The 6,606-nt window shown below is 44.8% G+C and carries 6 protein-coding genes; all 6 read right to left on the bottom strand.

Annotation, left to right across the window (positions count from 1 at the left end; all coding sequences use genetic code 11):
* Positions 1–203 (bottom strand): lysozyme (locus ACFIKD_RS08525; RefSeq protein WP_375647761.1); only part of this gene is annotated, 203 nt, incomplete at its 3' end.
* Positions 204–266: 63 nt separating this feature from the next.
* Positions 267–596, bottom strand: a complete 330-nt coding sequence (locus tag ACFIKD_RS08520) for a hypothetical protein (RefSeq protein ID WP_375647759.1) — start codon at positions 594–596, stop codon at positions 267–269.
* 9 nt (positions 597–605) lie between these two features.
* Complete coding sequence (locus ACFIKD_RS08515; RefSeq protein ID WP_375647758.1) at positions 606–4,334, bottom strand: alanine-zipper protein; 3,729 nt, start codon at positions 4,332–4,334, stop codon at positions 606–608.
* Between the two features lie 21 nt (positions 4,335–4,355).
* Positions 4,356–4,589: a hypothetical protein gene (locus ACFIKD_RS08510; RefSeq protein ID WP_375647757.1), complete on the bottom strand. Its 234-nt coding sequence runs from the start codon at positions 4,587–4,589 to the stop codon at positions 4,356–4,358.
* Between the two features lie 9 nt (positions 4,590–4,598).
* A complete protein-coding gene (locus ACFIKD_RS08505) occupies positions 4,599–5,726 on the bottom strand; it encodes a phage tail protein (protein ID WP_375647755.1) in 1,128 nt (375 codons plus the stop codon).
* A 7-nt stretch (positions 5,727–5,733) separates the two neighbouring features.
* Positions 5,734–6,606, bottom strand: an 873-nt coding sequence (locus tag ACFIKD_RS08500) for a phage tail protein (protein ID WP_375647754.1), incomplete at its 5' end; no start/stop codon positions are given.

Genomic DNA, 6,606 nt, shown 5'->3' with positions numbered 1-6,606 from the left:
TCGAATTGCTTTAAGTCTTCACAAAGGATTTCTTCTGCTTGCTTTTGGCTAATACACATGCCTTTTTTGACAAGGGGGTGACCCGCATTGCTGGTGTGACCATAACCAATCGTCCAGACACATGCCGTATCTCTATAAGCCTCTAAACGCAATCCTTCCCATTGTTTGATAAGTTCTAATCCTTCTTTCGATATCTTTCTCATCTGACGCTCCATAAAAAAAGCCCCACAAAAGTGAGGCGGCATAAAAATGTTTTCTTATGATCTCTATTGACTATGCTCTTTGATCAGCTGCTCGACTTCTTCAACACGAAATCCAAGTTGAAAGAGCGGCGCATATTCGCTTTCCTGTAATTCATACTGACAACGCTTTTCTACAAAATCACCATTTGAATCAAACGGCATGGTTGTTGTTAGACAAACCTTATGCGTGTCATCTTCAATCCCCTCTTCTCCCTCTCCAAGCTCTTTAACAAAGACCCAATAAAAACGCATTGCTAAAAGATGCTCTAGCCTTCTTACTGTTTCAACTTTGTCAAAAGAAAGCATGTTCAGATAATCTTCTTTGCTATTTAAATGTTCTGGATATTCTATCATCTCTCCCTCCTAAACAAAATGACGCGTATGGCTACATCCACGCGCCGCAACTTGTTCATTTCCACCATTGACGATCATGGCGGCTCGAGTAAAACGCCCATTATCCGTTGTATTACTCCAGCTACCACCCCCTAACAATGCTCTCATTTCAAACGTATTTTGCGTACGGCTTATGGGTATAGGAAACGTGCCCGATAAAAATTGCCAAACATAACCGCAACCATCCTCACAACCGATATGCGAGATCATTCGACGATTCGCCGTATCCTTATATCCACCTGAAACCTTAGAGGTTGGTTCTTTCTTGCCAACAATATGTGTCTTTTCATTGCTTCCATACATAGCAGAAGCAAACGCTTCATCACTCAGTAAAGATTTTTTAACACGCGCCATATCTGTTACATGTTCGGTATAATTACGGTTTGTTGTTATATTGGTACGATACATTGATTTCGTATTTTCACCCGTCCCTGATTGAAGATAAATATCAACCCAAAGATCTGTAGAGGGGTCGTAGACCATTCCCTCTGGTGAACTATAAGGGCGGTGATTCAAACACCAAACAGAATTCGGCAATATATCCCCTGCTTGATAACCGGATAATGGATGACCAGAAATCGTACCAACATCCGCACAGAGCGTATGAAACCCTCCTATCTTACGAGAATTACTCACAGTGTAATCCCTTGGATAGGTAGAGTTTTCTGACAAAACAAGTTTATGAGACTGTTTTCCATCAGAAACCAAATAAACATAATAATCCTTGCCTGCCGAAAGAGAAGGAACGCTTATTCTTGTATCTGCCGTATAACTTGCAACCAAAGTATCATTGCCTAATGCCAAGGTTATACGCGTTCCTTTCTTCAATGTGAGTTGTTTTTTCCCTGTCGCAACAAGAAACGGCGTAGAAATTGAAAGAACCGTTAAATTGGACTGTTTCAGTAAATTGTTTATCTCTTCCCCTAGCACTTTTGCCTGTGAGGCTACTGTATGGGCTGTTGTTGCCGTTGCTAGGGAACTCTTGATACCTCCAAGCTCTTGTTTCATTGTATCGGCGGTTTTTTTGGCTTCTTCTGCTGTCCTTTTCGCTCTATCAGCTACTTCCTTGGCTTTTTCGGCTTCGCTCTTGGCTTGATAGGCTTGTGAATCTGCCGACTCGGCTTTTTTCTTGGCTTCTTCTGAGTACATCCGCGCTAAACTTACGGGGGCTTTAAAATTCTCAACCACTTGATTGATATCGATAACCCTACTCCTCGCAGACGAGGCTATTTTCTCTGCATCTTCTGCCTGATTGCGTGCTTGCGTCGCGTCATGTCTTGCATAGCCAGCAGACTCTTTGGCTTCCTTGGCTATTTTTTGTGCCTCTTCCGCTTCTTCTTCCAAAGACGCTGCTTTTTTACCCGCTGTTTCGGCTGCCCTCTGCGCTTGTTCTGCTATATATTTTGCATTACTAGCTATTTCCTTGGCTTTTTCTACTTCATTCTTGGCTTCATACGCTCGGTCATCGGCTTTCTCCGCTATTTTCTTGGCTTCTTCGCCTGCTCTTTCTGCTAAACTTGCTATAACCTTAGCGTTATTGGCTACTTCCTTGGCTTTTTCGGCTTCGCTCTTGGCTTGATAGGTTTGTGAATCTGCTGCCTCGGCTTTTTTCTTGGCTTCTTCGCCTGCCATTTCCGCTAGTCTTGCTATAGTCTTAGCGTTACTGGCAGCTTCATTCGCGTCGTGGGCTTTACTCCACGCTTCATTCGCTGTGCTTTTTGCCTTTTCCGCCTCACTACGGGCTTGACCCGCATCATGCTTGGCATAACCAGCTGTCTGTTTGGCTTCTTTAGCTATTTTTTCGGCTTCATCCGCTACTGTCTCTACCTGTACTGCCTTCTTCTGGGCGCTTTCAGAAACCTTTTTTGCCTCTTCTGCTGTCGACTGCGCACTACCAGCTACTTGTTTTAGTTCATCCAAAGCACTTTGAGATTCTTGTACAATCTTCTCTACAGCTTCCGCTTTACGTTTCGCTTCTTCCGCTAAGCCCTTCACCGCTTCTGCACTCACCTGCCCTGCCGTCTCTCCTGAACGCGCCGCAGACTCTGCTACCGCTTTCGCTTCAGAAGCTAATTTTGTAGCCTCCTCTGCACTCTGTTGGGCTTGATGAGCCGTCGCTGTTGCTGTATCCGCTGCACTCTTGGCTTCTTCTGCTGTGGTCTTCGCTGTATTCGCCACTGTAACAGCGCTTTCTGATGCTACTTTGGCTTCGTTAGCTACCGTTTCTGCTGTCAAAGCCTTTGCCTTGATAGAAATAATATCTACAGTCGCTTTCCTTGCTGTATTTTTCGCATCTTCTGCTGTTTCTGTCGCTGCCGCTACCGATTGTTTTACTTCCTCCACTAAATCTTTTGCCTCAACAGCTGTCGTTTTACTTTCATTGGCTAACGTTGCTGCCTGATCTGCTACTTTCTTCGCGTCAGCGGCTTTAGACAGTGCTTCTGAAGCATCTTGGTGCGCTGTTGATGTCTCTAACGCCTGTTTTGCCTCTTGCGCCATAGTCTTGGCTTCTGAAGCTGTAACTGTCGCATCATTCGCCTTCTTTTCGGCTCTTGCGGCTTTCTCTTCTGCCGTTTCTGCTGTGCTCTTAGCTTCTTGCGAAAGGACATGAGCATCCTCTGCTTTATTTTTTGCTTCCACCGCTGTGTCTTTTGCGCTATCCGCTAACCGCTTTGCATTATTCGCTAACGTTTCTGCCGAATGCGCTCTCGTCTTAACTTCTTCAACCAATTGTTTCGCTTCACCGGCTTTAGTCTTGGCTTGTGTAGCAACGTCTTCTATTGTTAAAGCCCTCTGTTCTACTCCTTCTGCTGTCCTTTTGGCTCCCTCTGCTGTATTCTTGACATGATCAACCGATTGTTTAAGGTCATTGACATCTGCCAACGCTCTCAATGCCGTTTCTTTTGCATCACCAGCTACCGAAGATGCTGTCTCAGCTGTCATCTTGGCTTCCTTCGCTGTAGTGAGAGCTTGCCCACTGCTCGCTGCCGCCGTTTCTGCAACATTCTTCACCTCACCCATCACCTGCTTGGCATCATCAAAAGCGCTCTTGGTTTGTTCGGAAAGTGTTTTTGCATCTCCTGCCGTTGCTTTGGCTTCTCTTGCCTCTGTCAAAGCTGTCTCTACTGTGCCTTGAACTTGTGTCACTCTTTGAGAGCTTTCCGTGACCGCTGTCGTCACTCTATCGGCTGCACCTTTAGTATCCTCCGCAATACGCTTGGCTTCTTGCGCTAACCTCTCTGCCGCTTCTGATTTCATCTTGGCATCTTCTGAAGAAGCTTTCGATATCTCTGCTGTTGTCTTGGCGGCATTGGATGCTGTTAATGCCGTATTTGCCTGCTCTAAAGCTGTATCAGCTGTCGTCTTGGCGGCATTGGCTACAGTAACTGCACTCGCTGCTGTGCCTGCTGCTTGTGCTATCGTCGTCGCTGCTGCATCCGATAATTCCTTGACACTATCTGCTATAGTTTTCGCTTGATCTGCTGTTTGTTGCGCGCCATTCGCACGCGCCATGGCTTTTTCTGCTTCTTTCCTTGCATTAACAACCTGCTCTAAGGGCGCAAAGGTTTCATACGAATACAAAGACGCCGTCCCTAAAAGCTTCGGAACAACAACACTGTCTTGAGAAGTTCCTGCTATCATTTCTTCTCTCGTCGCGACAGGTATCAAATATTCATGTTCATGATCGGGTATCTTCATCTGCTTTCGTCCTCACATCATTCAGAGCACTTCGTCTAATGAACACTCTTTCAAATCTTCAAACTCTTCTCTTAAAGCCTCTAAGCGCTTCTCTAAATCTTTCACAGATCCATCAAGATCCGTTTTCAAAGCGGCTTTCAGTAAATCAAAAACGCCATTAAGCGGCGCATGTACAAAACCTCCCCCCGAATACAAAACGACCCGTACTTGAGACGGGTCGCTAATCTCTGATATCGCAAACGGTTTTAATGACATTTCAACTCCTCATGTCTTGATCCCATAAATGACACTCACATTAACGGGGCGCGTTTCAACACCACCAACCCTCTCTGCCATAAGGTGATGTTCATGATGCTCTCTGTCATTCAGCCCTTCTGTTATAGGCGTTGAATAATATAAAAAATTAGCAAACGGGCTCCTGATAAACCAAGGTAAACGAGGCGGTTTATCTTTTTCTGTAAACCAAAATGGAACCTCTGAAATGCCCACTATTCGGTCAAATTCTTCATGACATTTTTTTAAGCTATCCCCACTCAAACCTACACACTCTTCGTCTATAGCTCTCTTTCGCCTTTGCAAAGAAACTTCAGAAGAAGAAACATCCCGTTTTTTACGAGAAGAAAGACCTTCTGATGACGCTGGACCTATAAAATGTTCATGCGCTTTTAAAGAACAGGGTTGTATACTTGCAAAAGAACGCCAAGGGTCTAAATTGCGTTCATTATCAAGTCCCCGTAAAAATAGCCCCCGAAAATCGGGAACATTAAACGTCGTGGCGCCATCCCCTTCTCCCCACGTCGTTCCTATGACACAAAATAAGTCCCAATAAACATACCGTGAATAAGCACTTCCATCACATGGCAACCAACCATCCGGCAAGCGTTCCATTGCAAACGGTCCTATCAGACCGGAGGGTAAGCGTTTTAAGGAAGAAACTTTACCCCTTGTCGGGTTGAGAACTTGCCACCCCGAAAGTTCTTCATCATACATGACTGTATAAAGACAACCATCTTGTATCTCTCCTCCCGACAAGGCTAATAAACCGGTTTCTGTCGCCTTATAAACAGGTTTGCCAGCTAAATTATTCAAAGCAATTGTTGTCGCCCCAACATTCTTGCCCTTTGCTTTAAAACAAACCGATATCCCATTCTTATACTCTAAAAATGCCGATTGGCTTAGAAGCCTTATCACGCTCGTCTTTTGGTTATTATCAACCGTCACAATCCCTTCAAGCACGCCGCCCGTATCCGATAAATACTCACTTATCCTTTGCATCATAAAACGAGCGCTATTATTAACCGTGTTAGGATGCTGTCCCTCTGACCAATTAATTAAAGCATCAGCACCACCATTCTCAGATGCCGTTAAAGACCAATCATAAATCGTGGACATCTGAACCTCACGTCTTGATTCCAAACACAACACTCATATTAATCGGGCGCGTCTCACTTACACCTGAACGAGCCCAAACAACATCACGCATGTGAAGGTGGGAATGGGGAAAGGCTAGCTTATGGTGCACGCGTATATCCTCTGCCCTCACACCCAAACGTTCGGCAAGTTTCAATCTTTGCTGGTCATTCAACACATATCCCCAGATGATCGTCATATCACCATGCCAACTCTCTTCCTGATTTTCATCATTCAAAATCGTAAAGGATTGCCCCCCATGGTCATGCTTTCTCATAGCGTCATTTTGTAAAGTGCCAAGATAACGAAAGCGGTCTATCTCGCGGTCATCATCAACACCTCGTAAAAAAACACCACGCAAATCGGGAACATTAAACTTCGTCCAACTATCAGCTCCACCCCACCTGATCCCTATCGCATCATAAAGAGCAGGATAATCACTGCGCAAATAAGCCTTCCCATCACAGGGTAACCAGCCATCTGGCAAAACTTGCATCCCAAAAATCCCTATCGTCCCCGTAGGATAAACGGGAATAACCGGTTCTTGTGATAAAGAAAGAGGCGTAGGATTTAAAACTTGCCAAGCATGATCCCTATAAATCAAGCTATAAATGCACCCCCTTTGAAGCTCCCCTCCCGATAATGCACGAATGCCTAATTCCGTCGCCTTATAAACAGGTTTAGCGGCTAAATCATTCAAGGCAATTGCGGTTTCCCCAACATTCTTACCCTTCGCTTTAAAACAAACTGATATCCCATTCTTATATTTCAAAAAATGCGATTTACTTTGAAGTCTTATCAACGTCGTCTGTTGTTCAGCATCAACCGTAAAAGTGCTTTCAATCACACCACTCGTATCGGA

The sequence above is a fragment of the Bartonella sp. CR84HXZ genome (assembly GCF_042194535.1).
GTDB classification, from domain to species: domain Bacteria; phylum Pseudomonadota; class Alphaproteobacteria; order Rhizobiales; family Rhizobiaceae; genus Bartonella; species Bartonella grahamii.
This window is presented reverse-complemented; position numbering and strand designations above follow the sequence as displayed.

What these genes read in the sequence shown, in the direction of transcription:
- ACFIKD_RS08505 (WP_375647755.1), bottom strand. Translation starts at nt 5,726, where the DNA reads ATGTCCACGATTTATGATTGGTCTTTAACGGCATCTGAGAATGGTGGT.
- ACFIKD_RS08510 (WP_375647757.1), bottom strand. Translation starts at nt 4,589, where the DNA reads ATGTCATTAAAACCGTTTGCGATATCAGAGATTAGCGACCCGTCTCAA.
- ACFIKD_RS08515 (WP_375647758.1), bottom strand. Translation starts at nt 4,334, where the DNA reads ATGAAGATACCCGATCATGAACATGAATATTTGATACCTGTCGCGACG.
- ACFIKD_RS08520 (WP_375647759.1), bottom strand. Translation starts at nt 596, where the DNA reads ATGATAGAATATCCAGAACATTTAAATAGCAAAGAAGATTATCTGAAC.